The following is a 23168-nucleotide window of genomic DNA, read 5'->3' on the forward strand; positions in this document are numbered from 1 at the left end:
CGCAACCGCACCCTGCCGTGCCGGACGGTCCGGCGCTACCGGACCGGTCCGGCACTACAGTGGGCCGCGTGAGCCTCGCCCGTGACGAACGACACGCACTCGTCCGCACCATGACACAGACCGGTCCCGACGCCCCCACCCTGTGCGGGGACTGGACCGCCCGGGACCTCGCCGCCCACCTCGTGGTCCGCGAACGCCGGATCGACACGATGCCGGGCATCGTCCTGCCACCCCTGGCCGGGCACACCGAGCGGGTGCGCGCCGAGGCGGCGGGAGGGTCGTGGGAGCAACTGCTCGCCGACATCGAGTCCGGACCGCCGATCTGGTCGCCGCTGTACCTCGTCGACGGACTCGCCAATGCCGCGGAGATGTTCGTCCACCACGAGGACGTGCGGCGCGCCGCGCCCGGGTGGGAGCCGCGACCGCTCGACCCGTCGACCCAGGACCGCCTGTGGCAGATGGCCCGGCAGGTCGGCCGGCGCGGCTATCGCGGCACCGACGTCACGGTGGTGTTCGAACGCCCCGACGGCACCCGCGCGACGGTCCGGCGTCGCGGGCCGCGCACCGTGGTCCTGCGCGGCGAACCCGCCGAGCTGCTCCTGCATGCGTTCGGCCGCGACGAGGTGCGCGTCGAGACGTCCGGGGAGGCGGCCGACGTCGCGGAGGTCGCCGCATCCGGTCGCGGCATCTGATCCGTCCCGGCGCCGGTGTGACCACCGCGTGCGGCTGATGCCGGTGTTGCGGATGGTTCGGTTGTGGACATTGCGACTAACCTGACGGGTATGGCAGGAAAGTCGGGTGCCCGCGGATCGTCGTCAACGACCTCACGGTCGAGGTCGGGCGCGCGCGGCTCGTCCGCCGCCGCGGGCTCGTCGTCGCGGACGAAGAGCAGCACCCGCAAGCCCGCCCCGACGACCCGCCGGCAACCGGCCGCGCGGCGCCCGGCCCGCGCCACCACCCCCCGGCGCAAGGCGCCCGCCCGCTCGTCGCGGGGCAGCGTCCTGCACACGCTCGGTCGCGGGATCGGGAGCGGCTGGACGATGATCGCCCGCGGTGTGGGCGCCACCACCCGCACGATGGGCAGGGTGACGGAGGTCGAGCACGGCCACCGCCGCGACGGCATCGCCCTCGGGCTCATCGCCGCGAGCGTCGTCGTCGCCGGCACCGTCTGGTTCGCGGTCGGTGGCCCGCTCGGGGGCTGGCTCGAGACCGCAGTCCGCGCGGTCGTCGGCGGCGCCAGCGCGGTGCTGCCGCTGGCCGGCCTCGTGATCGCCGTCGTCCTCATGCGCACCGAGCCGCGGCCGGAGATCCGGCCCCGGCTCGTCCTCGGGTCGATGCTCGTCGCGCTTCCCGCACTCGGCCTGTGGCACATCGCCTCGGGTATGCCGGACGACGGCCCGGGCCGCGAGGGCGGCGCCGGGTTCGTCGGCTACCTGGTGGGCGGACCCCTCACCGACGGTCTGACGGTGTGGCTGTCGGTTCCGTTGCTGCTGATGGCGGCCGGCTTCGGGATCCTGCTGCTCACCGGCACGACGATCCGGGAACTGCCCGGCATGTTCCGCGACTACTTCGGTTTGCACTACCGAGCCGACGACGAGTACGGCGAGTACGACCCGGACCCTGCCGGCGGCTACGACCCGGAGCGCGACCCGACCCTGTTCGACGCCGACGGCTATCCCGTCGAGCGGCGCACCCGGACCCGGCGGCGCACCCCGGTCGAGAACTACCCCACGGACGAGTTCGACGGCGACGCCCGCACCGAGGTGCTGCCCCTGTGGGAGCCGGATCCGGCGCCCGCCACGTCGCCGGCACCCGAACCCGAACCGGCGCCGGAACCGCCGCGGGCCCGCACCCGGCCCAAGGCGGCCCCCGCACCGGTCCCGCCGGCGGAGGAGCCACCCGCCGACGACAAGCTCGAGCCGCTCGTGCCCGATCGGGTGGTCGAGGGCGACTACACCCTGCCGTCGCTCGGGCTGCTGCTCGAGGGCGACCCACCCAAGCAGCACAGTTCGGCGAACGATCAGATGATCGAGGCCATCACCGAGGTGCTCGAGCAGTTCAAGATCGACGCCGCCGTCACCGGCTTCACCCGCGGCCCGACGGTCACGCGGTACGAGGTGGAACTCGGCCCGGGTGTGAAGGTCGAGAAGATCACCGCACTCGCCCGCAACATCGCCTACGCCGTGGCCACCGACAACGTGCGACTGCTCGCGCCGATCCCCGGCAAGTCCGCGGTCGGCATCGAGGTCCCGAACTCGGATCGTGAGCTGGTGCGTCTCGCCGATGTGCTCGCCGCACCGTCGACCCGCAAGGACCACCACCCGCTGGTGATCGGGCTCGGCAAGGACATCGAGGGCGACTTCGTCTGCGCGAACCTGGCGAAGATGCCGCACCTGCTGGTCGCCGGCTCCACCGGCTCCGGCAAGTCGAGCTTCGTCAACTCGATGCTGGTGTCGCTGCTCGTGCGCGCCACGCCGGACGAGGTCCGGATGATCCTCATCGACCCGAAGATGGTCGAGCTCACGCCCTACGAGGGCATCCCGCACCTGATCACGCCCATCATCACCCAGCCGAAGAAGGCGGCCGCCGCCCTCGCGTGGCTGGTGGAGGAGATGGAACAGCGCTACCAGGACATGCAGGCCAACCGGGTGCGGCACATCGACGACTTCAACACCAAGGTCAGGTCCGGCGAGATCACCGCGCCGCTCGGCAGCGAGCGCGTCTACCGGCCCTACCCGTACATCCTGGCGATCGTCGACGAGCTCGCCGACCTGATGATGACGGCCCCGCGCGACGTGGAGGACGCGATCGTGCGGATCACCCAGAAGGCCCGCGCCGCCGGCATCCATCTGGTGCTCGCCACGCAGCGGCCCTCGGTGGACGTCGTGACCGGCCTGATCAAGACGAACGTGCCGTCGCGGCTCGCGTTCGCCACGTCGTCGCTGACCGACTCCCGGGTCATCCTCGACCAGCCCGGTGCCGAGAAGCTCATCGGCATGGGTGACGGCCTGTTCCTGCCGATGGGCGCCGGAAAGCCGATCCGGATGCAGGGCGCGTTCATCACCGACGAGGAGATCGCGGCCGTCGTCGACTTCGCCAAGAACCAGAAGGAACCGGAGTACACCGAGGGCGTCACGACGGCGAAGGCGGGCGAGAAGAAGGACGTCGACCCCGACATCGGCGACGACCTCGACGTTCTCCTGCAGGCGGTCGAGCTGGTGGTGTCGAGCCAGTTCGGTTCGACGTCGATGCTGCAGCGCAAGCTGCGCGTCGGCTTCGCGAAGGCGGGTCGGCTGATGGATCTGATGGAGACCCGCGGCGTCGTCGGTCCCAGCGAGGGGTCCAAGGCGCGGGATGTCCTGGTCAAACCGGAGGAACTCGACGGCCTGCTGTTCTCGATCCGCGGCGGCGGGGACGGGGAGGCGCCGGCGCCGGCGGAGTAGGGCCGGCGGCACGGTTCGATGCCGCGACCCGCGTGTGGTTGAATGGGAGACGTGGAGGGGAGTATCCCCTAACCCGCGGCAGTTCCGTCAACACGTGCGACACCGATGTCGTTCCGGGGCTGCCGACCTCGAAGCCGCACCGTCGAGCTGCGATCCGAGGTGGGAGAGACCTCCGGTGGTTAGCTGTACCTACCGGAGGAATATCTGCCGATGCATGTCACCCCGCTCACCTGGATCGTCACCATCCTGGTGATTCTCGGGCTCTTCGTCTTCGACTTCTACGCCCACGTCCGCAAACCGCACGCGCCGTCGCTGCGCGAGTCAGGCTTCTGGTCGGCGGTGTTCATCGGCCTCGCCGTGGTGTTCGGCGTCGTGGTGTTCGCGATCTGGGGGCCGACGTACGGCGGTGAGTACTTCGCCGGTTACGTCACCGAGAAGGCCCTCAGCGTCGACAACCTGTTCGTGTTCGTCATCATCATGTCGACCTTCGCGGTGCCGCGCGAGTACCAGCAGAAGGTGCTCACGATCGGCATCGTCCTGGCGCTCGTGATGCGCGGGGCGTTCATCGCCGTGGGTGCCGCGGCCATCAACGCCTACAGCTGGGTGTTCTACCTGTTCGGGGCGTTCCTCATCTACACCGCGATCAAGCTGATCCGCGAGCACGGAGACGAGGTCGAGCACGAGAAGGAGCGGGAGAATCGCATCGTCTCGCTGGTCCGCAAGGTGTACCCGACCACCGACGAGTACCACGGCGACAAGCTGTTCACCCGGATCGACGGCAAGCGCTTCGCCACCCCGATGCTGCTCGCCCTCGCCGCCATCGGCTTCACCGACATCCTGTTCGCGCTCGACTCGATCCCGGCGATCTACGGCCTCACCAGCGAGCCCTACCTGGTGTTCACCGCCAACGCGTTCGCCCTGATGGGCCTGCGGCAGCTGTTCTTCCTCATCGGCGGTCTGCTCGAGCGGTTGGTCTACCTGTCCTACGGCCTGTCCGTGATCCTCGCGTTCATCGGCGTCAAGCTGGTGCTGCACGCGCTGCACGAGAACACCCTGTCGTTCGTCAACGGCGGTGAGCACGTCGCGGTGCCGGAGATCTCGACCTGGCTGTCGCTGGGCGTGATCGTCGGCGTGCTGGTGGTGACGACCGTCGCGAGCCTGCTCAAGACGCGCAGCGAGAAGGCCGACCTCACCTGACCTTCCCGCCGCGCCGGTGACGGGCGTCAGTCGTTGAAGACGCCCATCACCGGGAGCCACTGCGTGATCCGGACCTCGTCGAGCAGCCCCTGACGGGCGAACGGATCCTGAGCCATGACCTCCCGCACCGCGGGCTCGTCCGCGGCCTCGACGAGGATCAGTGCGCCGGACCCGTCGGCCCACGGGCCGGTCGCGCGCACCGTCCCGGCCTCGACGAGTTCGCCGAGCCAGCCGCGGTGGGCGGGCCGGTGCTCGTCGCGGCCGCTCGCGGTGGCCTCGGAGTAGGTGTACTCGACGGCGAACATGGGCATGGGTCCTCGCATTCGTGACAGGTGGGCGGAAGGGGGCGGCTCAGAGCGTGAGCAGCATCCGGGTGTTTCCGAGGGTGTTCGGTTTGACGTAGCTCAGATCCAGGAACTCGGCGACACCGGTGTCGTACGAGCGGCACATCTCCGCGTACACCTCGGCGGTGACGGGTGTGCCGTCGATCTCGGTGAATCCGTGCCGGCCGAAGAACTCGACCTCGAACGTGAGCACGAACAGCCGTTCGAGTTCGAGTTCGCGGGCGACGTCGATCAGGCGGGACACCACGAGGTGACCGACCCCGCGACCCTTGACCCGGGGATCCACCGCGACGGTCCGGATCTCGCCCAGGTCGGACCACAGCACGTGCAGGGCCCCGCAGCCGACCACGGTGCCCGCCGTCTCGGCCACCCAGAACTCCTGCACGGCCTCGTACAGCGTGACGAGGTTCTTCTCCAGGAGGATCTTGCCCGAGTAGATGTCGACCAGCCGCTTGATCTCCGGAATGTCGCCGGTTCGCGCACGTCGTACGAGGATGCGGTCGTGAGTCTCCTGGTCCGTCGTCCGCGAAGTCATAGTGGTGAACAGTAGCCGGTCGCTCTACCGATATTGTGTCCGTGTGCCGGTCGGATCCCCATGCTCACGTGTCGCCCCGGCGGACCCGGGTCCGCCTCGTCCTGCGGCGACGTCCGTGGCGCGGAGGCCGGCGTGAGCGCGCCGCATCCGGAGGTGGCCGGAACCGGCGGTGCGGCGGCGGCTCCCGGGCCGCATGCCCCCGCGGCCGCGGAGCCGGTCCCGCTGTGGAACATCGCCAACATCCTCACCATGCTGCGGATCGTTCTGGTGCCGGTCTTCCTTCTGGTGCTGTTCGTCGGCGACGGTCACGACGTCGCGTGGCGCATCGCCGCAACGGGTGTGTTCGCCGTCGCGGCGATCACGGACCGCATCGACGGACAGCTCGCCCGCAAGTACGGACTCGTGACCGATTTCGGCAAGCTCGCCGATCCGATCGCCGACAAGGCGCTCATCGGCGCCGCCCTCGTGGGCCTGTCGCTGCTCGGTGACCTGTCGTGGTGGGTGACCGGCATCATCGCGGCCCGCGAGCTCGGCGTCACGGCGCTGCGCTTCTTCGTGCTGCGGCACGCGGTGATCCCCGCCAGCCGCGGCGGGAAGGCCAAGACCCTGGTCCAGACGCTCGCGATCGTGCTGTACCTGCTGCCGCTGCCGGAGGCGGCGATGCCCTTCGCCGTCGCGCTCATGGGACTCGCCGTGATCCTGACGGTGGGCACCGGCATCGACTACGTGGTCCAGGCGGCGCGACTGCGCGCCGGGGTGCACCGCGTCGAGCAACAGCACGGGGAGTGAGGCGGTGCCCGACCCGCTCGTTCCCGGCACCGCGGCCGCGGAACTGGTCGCGACCCTGGCCGCGCGGCGGCAGACGGTGGCCACGGCCGAATCACTCACGGCCGGGCTGATTGCGGCGACGATCGCCGGGGTACCCGGCGCCAGCGTGGTGCTGCGCGGGGGGCTGATCGTCTACGCCACCGACCTCAAGTCCACCCTGGGCGGCGTGGACCCGGAACGGCTCGTGGCGGACGGGCCGGTCTCCGAGTCCACCGCCGCGGCCCTGGCCGAGGGCGCAGCGGCTCGCTGCGGAGCGACGTGGGGCGTGGGCATCACCGGCGTGGCCGGACCGGACCCGCAGGACGGGCACCCGCCGGGCACGCTGTATCTCGGGATCGCCGGGCCGGGCGGCACGGTGGTCACCCGCCCGCCGGTGCGCGGGGACCGGTGGGACATCCGGGCCGGGGCTGCCCGTGCCGCCGTGTCGGGCCTACTCACCCGCGTGCGCGGCGCCGCGGGGATGTAGTGTCTTGACACCGCGGTACCGGTGGCAGCCGGACCCGTGCGGAGCCGCGCCCGGCAGGGTTTTCGTGCCCGGGCGGGGAGCCGGGAACCCGGCGACGTGCGTCGTGCGTTGACGGGTTGAGCGACGACGGACGAAGGAGGATGGGATGGCGCTGTTGTTGCGTGAGGCAATCGGTGACAGTCTTCGGCGCACCCGCGTTTCGCAGAGCCGCACCCTGCGTGAGGTCTCCAGCAGCGCCCGGGTCAGCCTCGGCTACCTCTCCGAGATCGAACGCGGGCGCAAGGAGGCGTCGAGCGAACTGCTCGCCGCGATCTGCGACGCCCTCGACGTCCCCTTGTCCGACGTGCTCTTCGACGTCAGCGAGTCGCTTGCCGATGCGGTTCCCGCCCGCGGCCGGACCCCGGTCGGGGCGGCGGCAGGTCTCGGGGCCGAGCCGAAGTCCCGGGACTCGGACGCCCGCGCCGCCGAGCACGCGGCGCTCGTGGCGCAGGACACGCGTGTGGTGATCCCGCCGCCGGCGGCACGCGCGCTGGCCGCCGCATAACATGGAGGACGGACCGCGCCGGCCTGGCCGGACGCGGCCGAAAGCGACACAATTCGGGTCACCACCGGGGGGTGGCTCGGGACACACGGCGGCCGGGTACGCGGGGATCACACGGCCGACCGGAAACGGTGCGCGAGGGCCGCGCACCGGGTCGCGTTCGCCGCGGCGTACCAGATGGAGGCAGGATCACTCCCATGGCTAATCCGTTCGTCAAGGGTTGGAAGTACCTGATGGCGCTCTTCAACTCGAAGATCGATGAGAAGGCCGATCCGAAGGTCCAGATTCAGCAGGCGATCGAGGACGCGCAGCGCCAGCACCAGGCACTGTCCCAGCAGGCCGCGTCCGTCATCGGCAATCAGCGTCAGCTCGAGATGAAACTCAACCGTCAGCTCGACGAGGTCGAGAAGCTCAACGCGAGCGCGCGGCAGGCCGTGCTCATGGCGGATCAGGCCAACGCCGCCGGCGACACCGAGAAGGCCATCCAGTACACGAACGCCGCGGAGGCGTTCGCGGCCCAGCTGGTGACCGCCGAGCAGTCCGTCGAGGATCTGAAGGTGCTGCACGATCAGTCCCTGCAGGCCGCGGCGCAGGCGAAGAAGGCCGTCGAGCAGAACGCGATGGCTCTCCAGCAGAAGGTGGCCGAGCGCACCAAGCTGCTCAGCCAGCTCGAGCAGGCCAAGATGCAGGAGCGCGTGAGCGAGTCCCTGCGCTCGATGGACTCGACGCTCGCCGCGCCCGGCACCACGCCGAGTCTCGACGCGGTCCGCGAGAAGATCGAGCGTCGTTACGCCACCGCGCTCGGATCCGCCGAGCTCGCGCAGAACTCGGTGCACGGCCGGATGCTCGAGGTCCAGCAGGCCACCGTCCAGATGGCCGGCCACAGCCGTCTCGAGCAGATCCGGGCCTCCATGAAGGGCGAGGCGCTGCCCGGCGCGGCGGCACCCGCGACCCCCGCGGTCAACCCCACCAAGGAACCGCCGTCGGCGGCGGGAAGCGCCGGCTCGCAGTAGCGCCGGGGTCGATGGCAGACGGCAGAAACGCGGCAACGCAATGAACACACCCGCACGCGGCCGGACCGGACAGTTCCCCGGTCCGGCCGCGGCTGCGCTCCGGGACATGACCGGCAGCGTGGTCGAGGCGGCGCGCCGCTGGAACGACCCCGCGGCCCGGGTGCGCCGCAAGAAGCGCCGCGCCCGCCGGCGTGCCCGCCTGTTCGGCGCAGCCTCCGGAATGAGCGGTGTCGGCACCGCGACGCTGGTGGCCGCGTCGGCCCCCGACTGGACCATCGTCGCCACCGGCGGGACGACCGCCGCGCTCGTCGTGCCCGCCGTGCTGGCGGTGCGTACCTTCCGGCGCCTCGACGCCGTGCCGCTGCCGCCGCCGGCACCCGCCCGCCGGGCCCTGCCGCCGTCGGGTTCCGTCGCGCGGGCCCCGATGGCCCGGCTGGCGAGCGACGAACAGAGCCTCGCCCAGCTGCTGTCGGTGCTGGCTCGTTCCCGCACCGTCGCCGCCGACGACCTCGAGGAGATCGCCGCGGCCGCCCGGGAGGCCTCCGACGCGCTCGAGGCCGTCGCGGTGGATGTGGTCGCGCTCGAATCCGCCGCCCGGGACAGCGCCGCCGCCGGGGCGCACCTCGGGGCGGCCGTCGCGGCCGCCGGACAGCGACTCGACACGGGCGTCGACCAATTCGAGGAACTCGTCGCCGCCGCGGCCCGGCTCGCGTCGGCCCCCGACGGAACCCGTTCGATGGCCCTGCTCGACCGGCAGCGCGCCGAGCTGATCTCGGCCTCGGACCGGCTCGAGAGCTGGGCCCAGTCGTGGCGGGAGATCCGGCAGATCGAGGGCCGCTACCGGTACTGACGTCGCCCCGGTGGCTCAGTCGTCCAGGCCGCGGGCGACGAGGGCCTCGCCCATCGCCTCCGCGGTCAGCAACGCCCCCACGACGACGGGCACCGCCAGGGCCCGCAGCGAGAAGCCGAGCCCGCGGGCCTTGCGTGCCTCGGTCACCTGCGCGACGATCCCGCCGAGCATCGGGACGGCCCGGACGGTCATCACCAGCACGAGGCCGACCCGCTCCGGATCCACGCCGACCCGCCGGAACGGGCCCAGCCCCGCCACGATCGCATCGAGCATGTCGCTCACCCGGGTGGTCAGCGTCACCAGCGCGGCGAGGGCCACGGCAACCAGCAGCTGACCGGACACCACCACCGCCCGCTCCCAGCCGGCGAGCAGCACCTGGAACGCCGCGATCACCACGAGCATCCACAACAGCGGCCGGAGCTGTCGCAGCGCGGGCCGGGGCGGGATCCGCGCCAGCAGGTAGAGCCCGAGCACGACCGCCCCGGCCACCGGCACCTGCCACGGTTGCCGCATCCACACCGTGAGCGCGACGATGAGCACCGCGGTGACCAGCAGCTTCGGGCCCGCGGGCGCCCGGTGCAACGGCGACGCCGCGCGATGGTACAAGCCCAGGGTGCTCACGCGACCAGCCTGCGGTAGTAGTCGATCGCCGGGCCGGGTGTGTCGTCGGCGACGACGCGCCCACCGTCGACGACGAGCACCCGGTCGAAGCCGGTCAGCAGGTCCAGATGGTGGGTGACCACCACCAGTTGCTGCTCGAGGGCGGCGAAGGTCCGCGCGATCAGCCGGGCGTTGCGCAGATCCAGCAGCGTGGTGGGCTCGTCCGCCACCAGCACCTGCGGATCGGTGACCATGATCGCCGCGAGGGCCAGGAGCTGCTTCTGCCCGCCGGAGAGCAGGTGACTCGGGTGGTCGTGGTGCCCGGCCAGCCCGAAGTCGGCGAGTACCCGCCGTACCCGCTCCGCGCGCTCGGCCTTGCTCAGTCCGCTGCGGCGCAGGGAGAAGGCGACGTCTTCCGCGACCGTGGGCATCACGATCTGATGGTCGGGATCGGTGAAGACGAATCCCACGCGCCGGCGCACCTCGCGGGCCTTGCGGGCGGTGTCCAGGCCGTCCACCGTGACCGTGCCGGAGGTCGGGATCACCAGACCGTTGATCATCCGGGCCAGGGTGGACTTGCCGCTGCCGTTGGCGCCGACGATCCCGACGCGGCGCTCGGTGAGGGTCACGTCGATGCCGTCGAGGACGGTGCGCTCACCGTAGGCGTGGCCCACCTGCCGGAAGCGGATCTCGCTCATGCGGTCGTGCCCGGCCCGGCGCTCAGCGCGCGGGGTCGGTGGCCGGGCGTGCCGGTGCGCTCGGGCTGAGCAGGGCCGGGTAGGCGCGGTGCACCTGGGCGGCGACGACCGCCGCGACGACGGCCTTGAGCAGGTCACCGGGCAGGAAGGTGGCGTTCGCGCTCAGCGCCGCCCACAGCGTGAGATCGGTGCGTGCGAGCATGCCGGCGATACCGAAGACGTAGAGCACGACGATGCCACCGAGGACGTTGACGGCGATGCCCGGCAGCACCCGGTAGCGGGGCAGCATGCGCGCCGAGAGCCAGCCGATCACCGCGACGGCGGGAAGCCAGCCGAGCAGGAAGCCGACCGTCGGGCCGGCCAGCGCCGTGAGGGTCGTGCGTCCCCCGGCGAGCACCGGCAGCGCCAGGCCCAGCACGATCACCGTGGCCACCGACAGCACGCCCTTGCGGACGCCGAGCAGCGCCCCGGCGAGCATCACGCCCAGCGTCTGCAGCGTGATCGGCACGCCCGACGAGCCGACGGTGATCTGCCCGGGCAGACCCAGAGCGATGATCAGGGCGGCGAACACGGCGATCTGCGCCAGGTCGCGGGCGGGCGTGCGGCGGGTCGAGGACACGATTCTCAGCCTTCTGACGAGGGGACCGAACCTGTCGAGGGTATGTCGCCGCGGCGTGCTCCTTCTCACCACCCCGCTCCGGGCCGGCCCCCGAACAGGGCCGCACCGGCCTCCGGGTAACCACCCATCTTTCCCTGATCTCTGCGTTGACCTGGTGTTTTTCCGACCGTGGGGTGTCACGATCGACAACGAACGGCAACGACGCAAGGAGAAGACGATGTTCTGGAAGATCGTGGGTGTGGTGGCGCTGGTGTGGATCGCCCTCGTGGTGGTCGGGGCGCTCGCGGAGCACCTGTTCGGGATTCTCGTGGTGAGCGCGCTGATCTTCGGCGGCTACATGCTGTACAAGGCCGTGGCCGGCAGCAAGGACGACCACATCACCCACGTGTGATGTGGTCGCGGCGGCTCAGCGCCGCAGCAACTGTGCGAGCAGCCGGCGACCCTGCCCGAGCGACACGTCGGGCAGATACGCATGACCGACGGCGATGCCGATCGTGGGCAGGGCCGCGGCGTCCGGGAACACCATGTACATGGGCCGGTGCTGCGGCTGGAACTTCGCCTTGAAGGCGAGCAGCGACCGGAAGCCGTAGACCGGCTCGAGGGTGCGGCCCAGCAGGTCGAGCAGCGCGTCGAGCGCGCCGCGGTCGAGCGCGCCGCGGTCGAGGGCGCCGCGGTCGAGGGCGCCGGCCGACGGGTCGGCGCCGGCGAGCGGCGCGCCGGACAGGCTGAGGAACTCGAGGCCCTGTTCCTGCGCGGACATGGCGGCCGAGGCGATGAGGAACTCCATCGCGGGACGGAAGCCGTCGGAGCGGCGGCGCATGAAGTCGAGGGTCAGGCCGACCAGGGCGCCGTCCCGGTAGACCGGCATCCACGACGTCACGGCGTGCACGTGGTCGTCCGCGTCGATCGCCAGGAGCAGCCGCACCTCGGGGTCGCGCAGTTCCTCGAGCCCACCGAGGGTGAAGCCCATCTCGGGGAGGCCCTTGTCGGCGACCCATTCCTCGGAGATCTCGACGATCTGCTCCGTCATCGGCAACGGCGCCTCGGTGAACGTCGTCCACCGCGCCTCCACGCCGTCCTTGGCGGCGCGGTTGAGGGCGGTGCGGACGTCCTGGAACTTCTTGCCCTTGAACGCGAGGCCGGGAAGCGCGACGACCGTCTCCTCGGCCACCCGCAGACAGCTCCAGCCGTGGTCCCGGGCGATCGCGGCGGTGTCCTCCCCGACGGAGTAGAAGCACGGGGTCCAGCCGTTGCCGAGGCAGTACGCGGCGAACTCGTCGATCGCGTTCTCCAGGCCGGCCGGATCACCCACCGGGTCGCCCGTGGTCAGGGCGACACCCGAGTGCACGCGGTAGGCCACGGCGTGCCGGCCGTCCTCGCCGAACCAGTAGTGGTTGCCGGGCCACGTCGTCATCCACGACAGCGAGGTGCCGCCGGGGGAGTGCAGCAGTGCACGCACCCGGTGTTCGTCGCCGGGATCGTGTCCGAGAGCGGGGACCAGGAAGCTCCGGACCATCAACAGGCAGAACGCGGCCCACACCAGCACCCCCACCCACTCGAACAGCAGCGTGGCGGCCGGGGTCAGCGGCAGTACCGGCGGCTCGAACAGCTGCAGATACACGGGTGGGACGAGACGTCGCGGCGCGTCGCGCACCAGCGTGGCGGCGCCGGGGTCGCGGTCGAAGCCGTCGGCGAGCAGCGCCCCCACCACCACGTAGGTGACGAGCGCGGCACCCGCCGCGGCGGCGGTGCCCAGCCACACCCGCGGATACGTCCCGCGCGGGGCGCGCACCCCGAACAGCCGGCGGGTCATCAGCAGCAGCACGAGCACCGCGACGAGGGCCAGCAGCGGAGCGAGTTCCATGTACACCGAGCTGGTGCGGCGGGTGCCGTACAGCAGCGACCGGGTCTCCTCCTGCTCGGTGATCTGCACGACCGCGCTGACGGCGGCCACCGCGATCAGGGCGACGTGCCCCCACACCGAGAGCAGCCACGCGGCGCGGCGGCCCCGGCGCAGTCCCTCCGCTCCCACGAGCAGCACCGCCGACGGCATCAGGTTCATCACCAGCGGTCCGATCCCGGACAGGCGCAGCGCCTGCCGCCCCTTGCGGCACTCGTCGCGCAGGGCCGGGTCGGCGCAGATGTCGACCAGTTCCCGTGCGCTGTACGGGACCTGGTCGAACAACTCCCGCAGCGCCGAGAGCGGCCCGATGGCGTGGGGGGAGAACGCCGCCAGGATCGGGCCGAGGACGCTGGCGGCGACCACCAGCGCCACGAGGGTGCGACGCTCCCGCACGGTGCCGCCGAGCGCCGGGCCCCGGGCCGCGCGGCCGAACAGCACGGGTCCGAGGAACAGGCCTGCCAGCGCCGCGCAGAGCCGCACCACGTCCTGCAGGTGCCCCGCGAACAGGGCGCTCGTCACGAGGAACACCAGCACCAGGGTGCGGATGCGGCGCCGCCACAGCGTGCCCATCGCCGCGGTGGCGGCGAGCAGGGTGCCGAGCACCCACGGCAGGGGATCCTCGGTCAGGTGCCCGTGCAGCTCGAAGCCCCACGAGTTCGGCACGGTCGACGCCAGCAGCGCCACCAGCAGGGCGAGCGCGGCACCCGCACCCTGCGAGAGCGCCGCGGCGAGTGCGAATCTGCGGCTGCCGAGGCGGTTCTCCACCGGCACCGCGACGGCGAGGATCGCCACGCTCGACAGGACGTACTCGCCCAGGCCGGACGCGAAGAGCCCGGACGTCCAGAGCACCCACGGATGCCCCTCGCCGAAGCTACGGGTGCCGAGGGAGACGTCGAGGGCCAGGTCGTGGGACGGCCCGCGCCACACGGACCCGGTGGCGATCGCGAGCACCCACATCGCCGCGAGCAGGGTCAGAGCGACGGGGGCCCGGCGCAGCGCCGCGCCGCTGCGCGCGATCACGGGGCGACGAGGCCGAGTCGGCGGCTGAGCCACGGCAGCTCCTTCTCGAGTCCGGCGGACCACACCGCGAAGCTGTGCGCTCCCGGCAGTTCCGTGAGGTGGACGTCCATGCCGGCGGCCCGGGCCGCCGTCGTGAGTTGTTCGATTCCCGAACGGTATTCGCTGTCGTCGAGGCCCACGACGAACGCCCCTGCCGAGCCGGGGTAGCGGTTGCGGGCCAGCAGGTCGGCAGGGTTGTTCCGCGCGAACGCCTCCGTGTCGCCGCCGAACACCTCGCGGATCGTGCGGTCCCGATCGCCGAGGGTCGGCTCGGCCTGGCCGGAGAAGTCGAGGAACGTGGGGTACACCTCGGGGCGGGCGGTCGCGAGCTGCAACGCGCACGTGCCTCCGTACGAGAGCCCGCCGATCGCCCAGCCCGCCGGATCGTCGTCGACCTGCAGGTGCTCGCGGACCCAGGCGGGCACGTCGAGCGCCAGGTAGGTCGCGGCGTTGCCGAGGCGGGAATCGGCGCACAGCGGGTTGTCGAACTGGCCGCCGGTGCCGTCGGCGAGCACGACGACCGGTGCCAGCCCCTCGTGCCCGGCCGCGAACGCGTCCATGATCTGCGGCAGCCGGCCCCCGATCAGCCAGTCGTCGGTGCTGCCGGGCTGGCCGGCGAGCAGCACCAGCACCGGGAGTTCGGGGCGCGGGTCGGCGAAGTAGGCGGGTGGCAGGTAGATCCGCGCGTCGCGGGCGCGGAATCCCGAGACTGCGCCGGGGATCGGGGTGGTCGTCACCGCGCCGGTCGCGGGCAGATCGGCCGGGGGCGACCAGGTCTCGGACAGCGGCCGCCGAGCGACCGTCGCCGTGGCCGGTGCCAGGGCCGCGTCGAGCGGCACGGTGCGGTAGTCGGTCATGCCGAGGGCGGAACGCACGGTGGGGTAGGCGTCGAACACCGCGTTGATCCGCCCCGCGCCCGCCACCACCACCGCCAGTGCGGCGACGACGAGGCCGGCCGCGACGAGCGGACGCGCCCGGTCCCGGCGGCGGACGAGCCACCGGCCGGCCAGGAGCGCGACGGCGAGGACGGCGACGGCGGTCCACGCGTACACATCCCGAGGCAACCGATCCGGGAACGGTCGCCACACCTGCTCGACGAGCACGGCGGCGAGCACCACCAGCACCAGGGTCAGCGCGACGGCCGTCGGAATCCCCGTCAGGAGCCAGCGGCGGTGCCGTCGCGCGGCCAGGGCGGCCAGGCCCGCGACGGTGAGGACGGTGAACACCACGGCCGCCGCCGTCGTCGTCAACCGCACGTCGAGCGCTGCTTCGACGAGCCCGGACCACGACACGCCGTCCAGTATGCGCGAGGCCCCCACCCCCGCATCGTGATCGGCGATAGTGGACGAATGGAACCGGTACCGGAGGACTGGCAGCGGGCGCTCGTGATCGCCGCGCACCCCGACGACATCGAGTACGGCGCGGCGTCCGCGGTGGCGCGGTGGACCCGACAGGGCAAGGAGGTGCGCTACGTCCTGGCGACCAGCGGCGAGGCCGGCATCGCGGGCCTGCCGCCGGCGGCGTGCGGGCCGCTGCGCGAGCAGGAGGAGCGGGCATCCGCCCGGGTCGTCGGGGTCGAGGTGGTCGAGTTCCTCGGGCATCCCGACGGCCGCCTGGTGGCGGGGCCGGACCTGCGCCGCGATCTTGCGGCGGCGATCCGGCGGCACCGACCCGAGATGGTGGTGACCGGCAATTTCGGGCTCACGTGGTTCCCCGGCGTCCTCAACAGCGCCGACCACCGTGCCCTGGGGCTGAGCGTGCTCGACGCGGTCACCGACGCGGCGAACGAGTGGATCTTCCCGGACCTGGCCGAGCAGGGTCTGCCGCCGTGGCCGGGGGTGCGGTGGGTGGCGGTGAGCACCACGTCTCCCACTCACGGAGTGGACGTCACCGACACCGTCGAGGACGGCGTCGCGTCCCTCGCCGAGCACCGCCGCTATCTCGAGGCACTCGCGCCCACCCCCGTGCTCGACCAGGCCCGGGCGCAGGTGGAGTCGGCCACGGCCGCTCTGCCCGGGTTCGCGGCGGAACGGGCCGCCGGGTTCGAGCTCTACACGTTCGGGGGCTGACCGCCGGGTACGAGGACGACTCCGGCACCGGGCACGGCCTCGACGTCCACGGGCAGCGGTCCGAGCGGTTCGCCGTCCGCGTAGGCGGAGATGCCGGGACACTCGAGCCGCACCCGCCGGGCGCGGTGCACCCTCACCTCGTCCAGGTCGACGTGGGTGCCGCGGTAGACGGTGGGGAACAGGCGCAGCAGGCGGGTCCGGTTGGCCGAGGTCACGATCACGACGTCGAGGAGGCCGTCGTCGAGACGCGCGTCCGGCGCGATGCGCATGCCGCCCCCGTAGGTGGAGGCATTGCCCACGGCCACCATCGTCGCCGCCACGTCGAGGTCGTCGCCGTCCAGCGTGATGCGATACGGCAGCAGGCGGAGATTCGCCAGTTCCGCGACCATCGCGACGTTGTAGCGCAGCCGGCCGCGCGGCCGGCGCATCCGGTTGGCGCGGTCGGTGACCAGGGAGTCGAATCCGCTGGCGAGCACGGTGCCGAACCAGTGGTCCGGCCGCCCGGGCGCCCGGACCCTTCCGAGGTCGATCGTCCGCGTGGCCCCGTCGGCGATCACGTCGGCCGCCGCCACCGGATCCGACGGCACGTGCAGGACGCGGGCGAGGTCGTTGCCGGTCCCGGCCGGGACGATGCCGAGCGGAATCCCGGTCTGCGCGAGCGCCTGCCAGGCGAGCCAGACGAGCCCGTCCCCGCCGACCGCGACGAGTGCCCCGGTTCCCTCGCCGACGGCGTGGCGCACCAGTTCGAGGGAGTGTTCCGGGGTGTCGCCGGCGATCTCGGTGACGCGCAGGCCCCGTTCGCGCAGCCGGGCCGTGGCGGACCTCGTCGCGCGCGCGGTGTGCGGGCCCGCGGCCGGGTTCGTCAGGACGGTGACGGATTCGATCACGGCAGCAGCTTTCCAGGGTTGAGGATGCCGAGCGGGTCGAGTGCGTCCTTGACCGCGCGGAGCAGGCCGGTGCCCAGAGTCCCGATCTCGTCGGCCATCCACGGCCGATGGTCGCGCCCGACCGCGTGGTGGTGGGTGACGGTGCCGCCGGCCGTCATGATCGCGTCCGTGGCGGCGCGCTTGGCCGCCGACCACTGCGTGAGGGGATCGTCCGTCTGCGCGCACACGACGGTGAAGTACAGGGACGCGCCGGTGGGGTAGGTGTGCGAGATGTGGCACAGCACCAGTGGCGGGGTGCCCTGTTCCTGCAGGGAGGCGGTGAGCGCATCGGTCACCGCCGTCCGCAGCCGCGCCAGATTGCTCCACGTGGTGGCGGTTTCGAGGGTCTCGGCGAGTGCCCCGACCCGCAGCAGGGCGTCGCGCAGGTGCGGCGCGTCGAACCGTCCCTGCTCCCAGGCGCGGGCCGGCTCTTCTCCGAGGTCGGTGCCGCCCAGGGTCGAGAGCAGGGCGTCGACCTCCGCGGCGCGGGCTCGTACGTGTTCGGCGGTGCCCTCGACGGTGGTCACGGCCAGGCATCCGGTGGGGGCGGTCGCACCGATGTGTTCGTGCAACGCGAGGTTCGTCGCGGTCTCGGTCTCGTCCGACAGGCGCAGCACGGTGGGGACGGCGCCGGTCTGCACGAGGGTGCGCAGGGCGTCCGCACCCGTGGCGAAGTCGGGAAACGACCAGGCGCGGTGGGCGGTCGCGGCGGGAATCGGGTGAATTCGCACGCCGACCTCGGTGACGATGCCGAACAGGCCCTCGGACCCGAGGAACAGTTGCCGCAGGTCCGGGCCCGCGGCCGAGGCCGGGGCGCGGCCCGCCCGGACGGTACCGCGCGGGGTGGCGACGACGAGGTGCTCGACCATCTCGTCGAACCGGCCGTGGCCCGCGGAGGCCTGGCCGGAGGATCGGGTGACGGCGAACCCGCCCACGGTCGCGTGGCGGAAGCTCTGCGGGAAGTGCCCGAGCGAGAAGCCGTGGGCACCGAGCAGCTCCTCGGCCTGCGGTCCGGTCGCGCCGGCCTGCAGCGTCGCCAGACCGGAGACCGGATCGAGATCGGTGAGCGCGTTCATCCGTTGCAGGTCCACTGCGACGACGGCCTCGAAGCCGTCGCGCACCGGATCCAGCCCGCCGACGACGCTGGTGCCGCCGCCGAACGGCACGACGGCGATCCCCTCGCCCGTGCAGTAGTCGAGTACGGCGAGCACCTCGTCGTGGCTGCCGGGCCGCAGCACCGCGTCGGGACCGTCCTGCGGGCCGGGGTTCTGTCGCCGCAGCAGGTCGAGGGTGCTCTTGCCGCCGGCGTGACGGAGCCGGGCCGCGTCGTCGTCGGCGACGTGTTCCGGACCGACGATGCGCCGCAGGCCCTGGTGGTGCCGGGTGCCCAGCCGGGACGGGGTGAGCCGCACGGCGGTCTCGGGCAGCGAACGGGCGCGCTCGGTGTCCACGCCGAGAGCCTGTCGAAGCAGTGTGCGGACGCCCTCGCCGAGTTCCTTCCGGCGGTCCGCCGTGCCCCACGCGTCCCACTCCATCTCGGCTGCGGCGGTGGGGTGTTGCGGTGTGAACCTCACAGTCATGCGTTACAGTGTTACATACAATGTCTATTCGTAACGATGAGATCCGGTCTTCCGGCCCGCCGGCGGCAACCGTCGAGAACCAGATCCTCGACGCCACCCGCTCGTGCCTGCTCGACTTCGGACTGCGGCGCACCACCCTCGCCGAGGTGGCGCGGCGCGCCGGTGTCAGCCGCCCCACGGTCTATCGTCGCTGGCCCGACACCCGTGCCCTGGTCGCGGACCTTCTCACCCGTGAGATCCGCGCCGTCCTGCCCGATCTCCGCGAAGAGGGGCCCGTCCGGCCGCGCGTCGTGCGGGCCGTCGTGACGGCCGTCGACGAGATCGGCACACATCCGCTGTTCGAGAAGATCCTGCGGTCGGACCCGGACCTGCTCATGACGTACATCGTGGACCGGCTCGGGACCAGCCAGCACGCAGTGCTCGAGGTGCTGACCGGGGCGCTCGTCCTCGGCCAGCGCGACGGCACCGTCCGCGCCGGCGACGTCCGCGCGCTCGCCGCGTTCGTGCTGCTCACCGCCCAGTCCGTGGTGCAGTCCGCCGGGATGGTCACCGAGGTGGTCGACCGGGCGGCCCTGCTGGCCGAGCTGGCGCACGCCGTCGACACCTATCTCGCACCCTCCGGGGAGGATCGCCCGTGACCGGACCCGCCTCCAGTGCCCTCGACGCCGCCCGCCGCCGCCGGGAACTCGACGACCTCGCCGCCCGGCCCACCGTCGACGTGCTCGTCGTCGGCGGCGGTGTCACCGGCGCCGGCGCCGCGCTCGACGCCGCGTCGCGCGGCCTGAGCGTCGTCCTCGTCGAACGGCACGATCTCGCCTTCGGCACCAGCCGGTGGAGTTCGAAGCTCGTCCACGGCGGCCTGCGCTATCTCGCCACCGGGAACATCGGTATCGCCCGCGAAAGTGCCGTCGAGCGGGGAATTCTCATGACCCACACGGCGCCGCACCTGGTGCGCGCGATGCCGCAGCTGGTGCCGCTGCTGCCGTCGGTCGGCCGCGGCGAGGCCGCGCTCGTGCGCACCGGGTTCCTCGCCGGCGACGCCCTGCGGGTCTCCGCGCACACGCCGTCCGCGGTGCTGCCGCGCTCGCGCCGCATCGGCGCGGGGCGCGCCGCCGACCTGGTCCCCGCCGTCCGGCGCGACGGGCTGCGCGGGGGACTGCTCGCCTACGACGGCCAGCTCGTCGACGACGCCCGGCTCGTCGTCGCCCTCGCCCGCACCGCCGCCTCCTACGGCGCCCGCATCCTCACCCGCGTCGACGCCCACTCCGTCACGGCCGACGGCGCCGCCCTGCGCGACACCCTCACAGGCACCGAGGTGCGGGTGACGGCCCGCGCCGTGATCAACGCGGCGGGCGTGTGGGCGGGACAGGTGGATCCGTCGATCCGGCTGCGACCGAGCCGCGGCACCCACCTCGTGCTCGCCGCCGCCGCCCTCGGCAACCCCACGGCCGCGCTCACCGTGCCGATTCCCGGCGCCACCAACCGGTTCGTCTTCGCGCTGCCCGCCCAGCTGGGCCGCATCTATCTGGGACTGACCGACGAGGAGGCGCCCGGCGCGCTGCCCGACGTCCCGCAGGCCACCGACGGTGAGATCGACTTCCTCCTCGACACCGCCAACACCGCCCTCGCCGTGCCCCTGACCCGCAACGACGTCCTCGGCACCTTCGCGGGACTGCGGCCGCTGCTCGACTCCTCCGCGCCGGGTACCGACACCGGCGGCGGCACCGCGGACCTGTCGCGCCGGCACGCGGTCGTGCGCTCCGAGTCCGGTCCGATCGGCATCGTCGGCGGCAAGCTCACCACCTACCGGCGGATGGCGCAGGACGCCGTCGACGCGGCCGTCGAGACGGCCGGACTGCGTGTCGGGCCGTGCCGCACCCAGCGGCTCCCCCTCGTCGGCGCCGCGACTCCTGCCGTGCTGCGCACCGTCGCCGCCCCGGCGAACCTGGTGCGGCGCTACGGCACCGAGGCGGCCCTGCTCGCCGCGGACCCGCGCCGGCTGGAACCGATCGTCCCCGGGCTCGACATTAGCCGCGCCGAACTGGAATTCGCCGTCACCCACGAGGGCGCCCTCGACGTCGACGACATCCTCGACCGCCGCACCCGGATCGGGCTCGTGCCCGGCGACCGGGCCCGGGCGCTCGACGCCGCCGGGGATGTGTCGGCCTGACCGCCCGAGCGTCCGGCCCGGCACTCTTCACGTGCGCGATATTCTGAGACGGCTGTCGGGCGGGCGCCGCGACGGACTCGGGAGTGGACGACACCGTGGGAGAACTGCAGACCGGCTCCGTGTTCGCCGGGTACCGTATCGAACGCCGCCTCGGCACGGGAGGGATGGGCAGCGTCTACCTGGCGCGGCATCCGAACCTGCCGCGTTTCATCGCGCTGAAGCTGCTCGACCCGTCGGCGACCGCGAACCCGGGAAACCGCAGCCGGTTCCTCCGGGAGGCCGACCACGTGGCGCGGCTCGAACATCCCAACATCGTCACCGTGTACGACCGCGGCAATGTCGGCGACCAGTTGTGGATTGCGATGCAGTACGTGGACGGCACCGACGCGGTGGGTGCACTGCGCAGGGGACCGATGCCTCCGGGGCGCGCCGTGCATATCGTGTCCGAGACCGCCCGCGCGCTCGATTACGCGCATGCACACGGGATACTGCACCGCGACGTCAAGCCCGCGAACATCCTGCTCACGCCGAGCGGGGCGAGCGAACCCGAGCGCGTCCTGCTCGCGGACTTCGGGATCGCGAAGAGCCTCGACAGCACGGCGGTCACCGAGACCGGCATGCTCGTCGCCAGCCTGCAGTACGCGTCCCCCGAACAGATCGAGGGGCGGCCCCTCGGCCCCCGGACCGACGTCTACGCCCTCGGGTGCACGCTCTATCAGCTGCTCACGACGCGGCCACCGTATCCGGGGTCCGAGCCGGCCCATCTGGTCCACGCGCATCTGCATCTGCCCCCGCCGCGCCCCACCGCGGCGCGGCCGGACCTGCCGTCCGCGTTCGACGATGTGATCGCCCGCGCGATGGCCAAGCGCCCCGAGGACCGCTTCCCCACGTGCGGTGCGCTGGCCGCGGCCGCGCGTGCCGCTCTCACCGAGCCGGTCACCGAGCCCGTCACCGCGCCGACCCGGGCGTTCACCGCCGCCGAACCCGCCCCCGTGTCCGCCGGTCCGACCGCCCCGCCCGGACACCCGACGTCGCGTTCCCGTCGGCCGCTGCTCGTGCTGCTGGGCGCCGCGATCGTGGGCCTCGCGCTCGTCGGATCGCTGACGTGGATCCTGCCCGGCCGCGGCGAGGCGCCGGAGCCGGATGTGCGGGCCGACACCTCGGCCACCGGGCAGATCGACAGCCCCGGTCCGGTGGTGCCGCCCCCCGCGACGGTCACGGCGGAGGTCACCGACCTCCTCACCACTTCGTCCGCACCGACGACCACGGCCCCGCCGCAGAGCCGCCCGGACCGCATCCCGGTCGCGCAGGCGGACACCCGGGGCTTCGACGACGACATCGGGCCGCGCTGCAACTCGACCGACGAGGCCGTCGCGGTGGCGCGCACGTCGGAGTCGCGGGTCCTGGTGTGCCGCAACGACTTCGATCGCCTCTACTACAAGGGCCTGCGGCTCAGCGACGGTGCCGACATCGAACTGGCCGACGCCGCCCCGGCCGCCGCCGGATTCACCGTCGTGGCCGGACCTGTTCGCTACACGTTCGACGAGGACGAACTGCTGATCATCGACAACGGAACGGTCACCACCCGCGAGCAGGTGCTCCAGTTCTGGTCGGCGTATCCGTGACCGCCGGCGCCGCGGAACGGCCACGCCGTGGGACTGTTGCCGCCGATCTCCGCGCCGATCGGTGGCCGTCCCCGGATTCGGGCCCGTCGCCGCGGCCGTGCCCGCCCCTCCCTGCGATCACCAGTAGCGACTGCCGGGCCCGCCTTTGAAGGGGCCGACCACCCGATCGGTGATCCAGCCGCCGTAGAAGCCCCCCGCCTGGGGACGCACCCGCTCGCCGTCGACGAAACAGCCGTCCATCGGACCCGGCATGACTGCCACATGCCCGACGAGTGCCTCGTATCCGGCAACCGGCCGGGGATAGTGCCACGCCGCACGCTCGGCGACGTGTCCGCCTGCCACGACGTCGAAATAGTCGGCCCGTCCCTTCCACTCGCACACCGTGCTCCCGGGAACCGGCCGCAGGACCCCTTCGGCGAAGCATGTCCGAGCCACACCTCGACCAGCTCGTCGCTCCGTCGGACCACGGGCGGCCGTGGGTAGTCCCACACCGACTCCTGCCCCGGACCGACGGGGTCCGGCACCGGATGGCCGCTCCTCACGGGACACCTGCCGACATCGTCATGCTTCCAGGCTCGCACGTACGACGCGGTGGGCACAGCCCGGGCGAGCCCCACCGCCGAGGCGCTGCAGCGGCGGCCGGTACTCCCGGCGTCGCCTCCACAACCGGGCAGCGCGGAGCGGGTGTGGCAGTCTGAGCCG

The 23168-nt window shown here is 72.5% G+C and carries 22 protein-coding genes and 1 pseudogene; 13 read left to right on the forward strand and 10 right to left on the reverse strand.

Annotated elements, in window-relative coordinates:
• Positions 1-68: 68 nt before the first annotated feature.
• The 3 genes from KZJ41_RS13020 (at position 69) to KZJ41_RS13030 (ending at position 4640) form a co-directional block, all read left to right on the forward strand.
• Positions 69-692 (forward strand): TIGR03085 family metal-binding protein, encoded by a 624-nt coding sequence (locus tag KZJ41_RS13020; protein ID WP_029543318.1) that lies wholly within the window; start codon positions 69-71, stop codon positions 690-692.
• 90 nt (positions 693-782) lie between these two features.
• On the forward strand, positions 783-3443 hold the full coding sequence (locus KZJ41_RS13025) for a DNA translocase FtsK (RefSeq protein ID WP_251550869.1): 2661 nt from the start codon (positions 783-785) through the stop codon (positions 3441-3443).
• Between the two features lie 210 nt (positions 3444-3653).
• The gene (locus KZJ41_RS13030; RefSeq protein ID WP_006948285.1) at positions 3654-4640 is read left to right on the forward strand and encodes a TerC family protein; all 987 of its coding nucleotides are present in this window, start codon (positions 3654-3656) and stop codon (positions 4638-4640) included.
• A 26-nt stretch (positions 4641-4666) separates the two neighbouring features.
• On the opposite strand, the gene KZJ41_RS13035 is transcribed toward KZJ41_RS13030, so the two are convergent.
• Together KZJ41_RS13035 and KZJ41_RS13040 are read right to left on the reverse strand one after the other, a co-directional pair.
• Complete coding sequence (locus KZJ41_RS13035) at positions 4667-4951, reverse strand: YciI family protein (RefSeq protein ID WP_065922634.1); 285 nt, start codon at positions 4949-4951, stop codon at positions 4667-4669.
• 40 nt (positions 4952-4991) lie between these two features.
• Positions 4992-5519, reverse strand: a complete 528-nt coding sequence (locus KZJ41_RS13040) for an amino-acid N-acetyltransferase (RefSeq protein WP_170914076.1) — start codon at positions 5517-5519, stop codon at positions 4992-4994.
• Positions 5520-5651: 132 nt separating this feature from the next.
• On the opposite strand from KZJ41_RS13040, the gene pgsA reads away from it, so the two are divergent.
• From pgsA to KZJ41_RS13065, 5 genes are all read left to right on the forward strand, one after another.
• Positions 5652-6308: a CDP-diacylglycerol--glycerol-3-phosphate 3-phosphatidyltransferase gene (pgsA, locus tag KZJ41_RS13045; protein ID WP_006948282.1), complete on the forward strand. Its 657-nt coding sequence runs from the start codon at positions 5652-5654 to the stop codon at positions 6306-6308.
• A 4-nt stretch (positions 6309-6312) separates the two neighbouring features.
• Positions 6313-6813: a CinA family protein gene (locus KZJ41_RS13050; RefSeq protein ID WP_050035111.1), complete on the forward strand. Its 501-nt coding sequence runs from the start codon at positions 6313-6315 to the stop codon at positions 6811-6813.
• Between the two features lie 145 nt (positions 6814-6958).
• The gene (locus tag KZJ41_RS13055; RefSeq protein WP_006948280.1) at positions 6959-7357 is read left to right on the forward strand and encodes a helix-turn-helix domain-containing protein; all 399 of its coding nucleotides are present in this window, start codon (positions 6959-6961) and stop codon (positions 7355-7357) included.
• A 194-nt stretch (positions 7358-7551) separates the two neighbouring features.
• The gene (locus KZJ41_RS13060; protein ID WP_003935651.1) at positions 7552-8367 is read left to right on the forward strand and encodes a PspA/IM30 family protein; all 816 of its coding nucleotides are present in this window, start codon (positions 7552-7554) and stop codon (positions 8365-8367) included.
• Between the two features lie 40 nt (positions 8368-8407).
• Entirely contained in the window at positions 8408-9217 is an 810-nt protein-coding gene (locus tag KZJ41_RS13065; RefSeq protein ID WP_251550871.1) for a hypothetical protein, read from the forward strand.
• Between the two features lie 15 nt (positions 9218-9232).
• Here the strand turns inward: KZJ41_RS13065 and KZJ41_RS13070 are convergent, their stop codons facing one another.
• The 3 genes from KZJ41_RS13070 to KZJ41_RS13080 are packed head-to-tail and all read right to left on the reverse strand — an operon-like array spanning position 9233 to position 11134.
• Positions 9233-9838 (reverse strand): energy-coupling factor transporter transmembrane protein EcfT, encoded by a 606-nt coding sequence (locus tag KZJ41_RS13070; RefSeq protein WP_006948278.1) that lies wholly within the window; start codon positions 9836-9838, stop codon positions 9233-9235.
• Positions 9835-10515, reverse strand: coding sequence for an energy-coupling factor ABC transporter ATP-binding protein (locus KZJ41_RS13075; protein ID WP_029543325.1), 681 nt, complete (start codon positions 10513-10515; stop codon positions 9835-9837). Before KZJ41_RS13075 ends, KZJ41_RS13070 begins: the two co-directional genes overlap by 4 nt.
• A gap of 22 nt (positions 10516-10537) precedes the next feature.
• Positions 10538-11134: a biotin transporter BioY gene (locus tag KZJ41_RS13080; RefSeq protein WP_006948276.1), complete on the reverse strand. Its 597-nt coding sequence runs from the start codon at positions 11132-11134 to the stop codon at positions 10538-10540.
• A gap of 217 nt (positions 11135-11351) precedes the next feature.
• Between KZJ41_RS13080 and KZJ41_RS13085 the strand changes: the two genes are divergently transcribed.
• Positions 11352-11525, forward strand: coding sequence for a hypothetical protein (locus tag KZJ41_RS13085; protein WP_029543328.1), 174 nt, complete (start codon positions 11352-11354; stop codon positions 11523-11525).
• A 15-nt stretch (positions 11526-11540) separates the two neighbouring features.
• Here the strand turns inward: KZJ41_RS13085 and KZJ41_RS13090 are convergent, their stop codons facing one another.
• Entirely contained in the window at positions 11541-14057 is a 2517-nt protein-coding gene (locus tag KZJ41_RS13090; RefSeq protein WP_185712715.1) for a bifunctional lysylphosphatidylglycerol flippase/synthetase MprF, read from the reverse strand.
• A complete protein-coding gene (locus KZJ41_RS13095; protein ID WP_029543331.1) occupies positions 14054-15388 on the reverse strand; it encodes an alpha/beta hydrolase family protein in 1335 nt (444 codons plus the stop codon). Before KZJ41_RS13095 ends, KZJ41_RS13090 begins: the two co-directional genes overlap by 4 nt.
• A 57-nt stretch (positions 15389-15445) precedes the next feature.
• On the opposite strand from KZJ41_RS13095, the gene KZJ41_RS13100 reads away from it, so the two are divergent.
• Positions 15446-16165, forward strand: a complete 720-nt coding sequence (locus KZJ41_RS13100; RefSeq protein ID WP_006948272.1) for a PIG-L deacetylase family protein — start codon at positions 15446-15448, stop codon at positions 16163-16165.
• Here the strand turns inward: KZJ41_RS13100 and KZJ41_RS13105 are convergent.
• Positions 16147-17052, reverse strand: a complete 906-nt coding sequence (locus KZJ41_RS13105) for a diacylglycerol kinase (protein ID WP_006948271.1) — start codon at positions 17050-17052, stop codon at positions 16147-16149. The two genes, KZJ41_RS13100 and KZJ41_RS13105, sit on opposite strands and share 19 nt — an antisense overlap.
• On the reverse strand, positions 17049-18671 hold the full coding sequence (locus KZJ41_RS13110) for an FAD-binding oxidoreductase (protein ID WP_044476648.1): 1623 nt from the start codon (positions 18669-18671) through the stop codon (positions 17049-17051). The genes KZJ41_RS13105 and KZJ41_RS13110 overlap by 4 nt, the downstream gene beginning before the upstream one ends.
• A gap of 20 nt (positions 18672-18691) precedes the next feature.
• On the opposite strand from KZJ41_RS13110, the gene KZJ41_RS13115 reads away from it, so the two are divergent.
• The 3 genes from KZJ41_RS13115 (at position 18692) to KZJ41_RS13125 (ending at position 22466) form a co-directional block, all read left to right on the forward strand.
• Positions 18692-19309, forward strand: a complete 618-nt coding sequence (locus KZJ41_RS13115) for a TetR/AcrR family transcriptional regulator (RefSeq protein WP_065922631.1) — start codon at positions 18692-18694, stop codon at positions 19307-19309.
• Entirely contained in the window at positions 19306-20841 is a 1536-nt protein-coding gene (locus KZJ41_RS13120; RefSeq protein ID WP_050035117.1) for a glycerol-3-phosphate dehydrogenase/oxidase, read from the forward strand. Before KZJ41_RS13115 ends, KZJ41_RS13120 begins: the two co-directional genes overlap by 4 nt.
• 83 nt (positions 20842-20924) lie before the next feature.
• A complete protein-coding gene (locus KZJ41_RS13125) occupies positions 20925-22466 on the forward strand; it encodes a serine/threonine-protein kinase (protein ID WP_185712716.1) in 1542 nt (513 codons plus the stop codon).
• A 117-nt stretch (positions 22467-22583) separates the two neighbouring features.
• Here KZJ41_RS13125 and KZJ41_RS13130 read toward each other — a convergent pair.
• Positions 22584-22990: pseudogene (locus KZJ41_RS13130) on the reverse strand (DUF427 domain-containing protein).
• Between the last annotated feature and the right edge of the window lie 178 nt (positions 22991-23168).

Source organism: Rhodococcus sp. 11-3 (assembly GCF_023704055.1).
Lineage (GTDB): Bacteria > Actinomycetota > Actinomycetes > Mycobacteriales > Mycobacteriaceae > Rhodococcus > Rhodococcus aetherivorans.

What these genes read in the sequence shown, in the direction of transcription:
- KZJ41_RS13025 (WP_251550869.1), top strand. Translation starts at nt 783, where the DNA reads ATGGCAGGAAAGTCGGGTGCCCGCGGATCGTCGTCAACGACCTCACGG.
- KZJ41_RS13065 (WP_251550871.1), top strand. Translation starts at nt 8,408, where the DNA reads ATGAACACACCCGCACGCGGCCGGACCGGACAGTTCCCCGGTCCGGCC.
- KZJ41_RS13085 (WP_029543328.1), top strand. Translation starts at nt 11,352, where the DNA reads ATGTTCTGGAAGATCGTGGGTGTGGTGGCGCTGGTGTGGATCGCCCTC.
- KZJ41_RS13040 (WP_170914076.1), bottom strand. Translation starts at nt 5,519, where the DNA reads ATGACTTCGCGGACGACGGACCAGGAGACTCACGACCGCATCCTCGTA.
- KZJ41_RS13060 (WP_003935651.1), top strand. Translation starts at nt 7,552, where the DNA reads ATGGCTAATCCGTTCGTCAAGGGTTGGAAGTACCTGATGGCGCTCTTC.
- KZJ41_RS13110 (WP_044476648.1), bottom strand. Translation starts at nt 18,671, where the DNA reads ATGACTGTGAGGTTCACACCGCAACACCCCACCGCCGCAGCCGAGATG.
- KZJ41_RS13100 (WP_006948272.1), top strand. Translation starts at nt 15,446, where the DNA reads ATGGAACCGGTACCGGAGGACTGGCAGCGGGCGCTCGTGATCGCCGCG.
- KZJ41_RS13030 (WP_006948285.1), top strand. Translation starts at nt 3,654, where the DNA reads ATGCATGTCACCCCGCTCACCTGGATCGTCACCATCCTGGTGATTCTC.
- KZJ41_RS13115 (WP_065922631.1), top strand. Translation starts at nt 18,692, where the DNA reads ATGTCTATTCGTAACGATGAGATCCGGTCTTCCGGCCCGCCGGCGGCA.
- KZJ41_RS13075 (WP_029543325.1), bottom strand. Translation starts at nt 10,515, where the DNA reads ATGAGCGAGATCCGCTTCCGGCAGGTGGGCCACGCCTACGGTGAGCGC.
- KZJ41_RS13055 (WP_006948280.1), top strand. Translation starts at nt 6,959, where the DNA reads ATGGCGCTGTTGTTGCGTGAGGCAATCGGTGACAGTCTTCGGCGCACC.
- KZJ41_RS13035 (WP_065922634.1), bottom strand. Translation starts at nt 4,951, where the DNA reads ATGCCCATGTTCGCCGTCGAGTACACCTACTCCGAGGCCACCGCGAGC.